We start from the raw sequence: 432 nt of genomic DNA, 5'->3' as shown, positions 1-432 counted from the left end.
CTTCATTGCCTTCAGCCGCTCCTTGTGGGTGACGCCGAAGCGCTGCTCCTCGTCGACGATGACCAGGCCGAGCCGCTTGAACTCGACGCCCTTGGCGAGGACGGCATGGGTGCCGACGACGATGTCGATCGTGCCGTCGGCGGCGCCGTCCTTGGTCGCCTTCATCTCGGTGCTGCCCACCACGCGCGAGAGGCGGCCCACCTTGATCGGGAAGCCTTCGAAGCGCTGGGTGAAATTGTTGAAATGCTGGCGCGCGAGCAGGGTGGTCGGGCAGACCACCGCCACCTGCATGCCGGCCATCGCCGCGACGAAGGCAGCACGCAGCGCCACCTCGGTCTTGCCGAAGCCGACATCGCCGACGATCAGCCGGTCCATCGGGCGGCCGGCGGCGAGATCCTCGAGCACGTCGCCGATCGCGCGGTCCTGGTCGTC

1 protein-coding gene is annotated in these 432 nt (G+C 68.3%); it reads right to left on the bottom strand.

Going from position 1 to position 432, the window contains the following annotated elements; all coding sequences use genetic code 11:
- Positions 1-432, bottom strand: a 432-nt coding sequence (locus tag ACQRAX_RS25605) for a DEAD/DEAH box helicase (RefSeq protein ID WP_427867786.1), incomplete at both ends; no start/stop codon positions are given.

Source organism: Pseudomonas sp. UM16 (genome assembly GCF_050312595.1).
Lineage (GTDB): Bacteria > Pseudomonadota > Gammaproteobacteria > Pseudomonadales > Pseudomonadaceae > Aquipseudomonas.
Note: the sequence above shows the minus strand (reverse complement) of the source record. Positions and strands in the feature narration are given on the sequence as shown.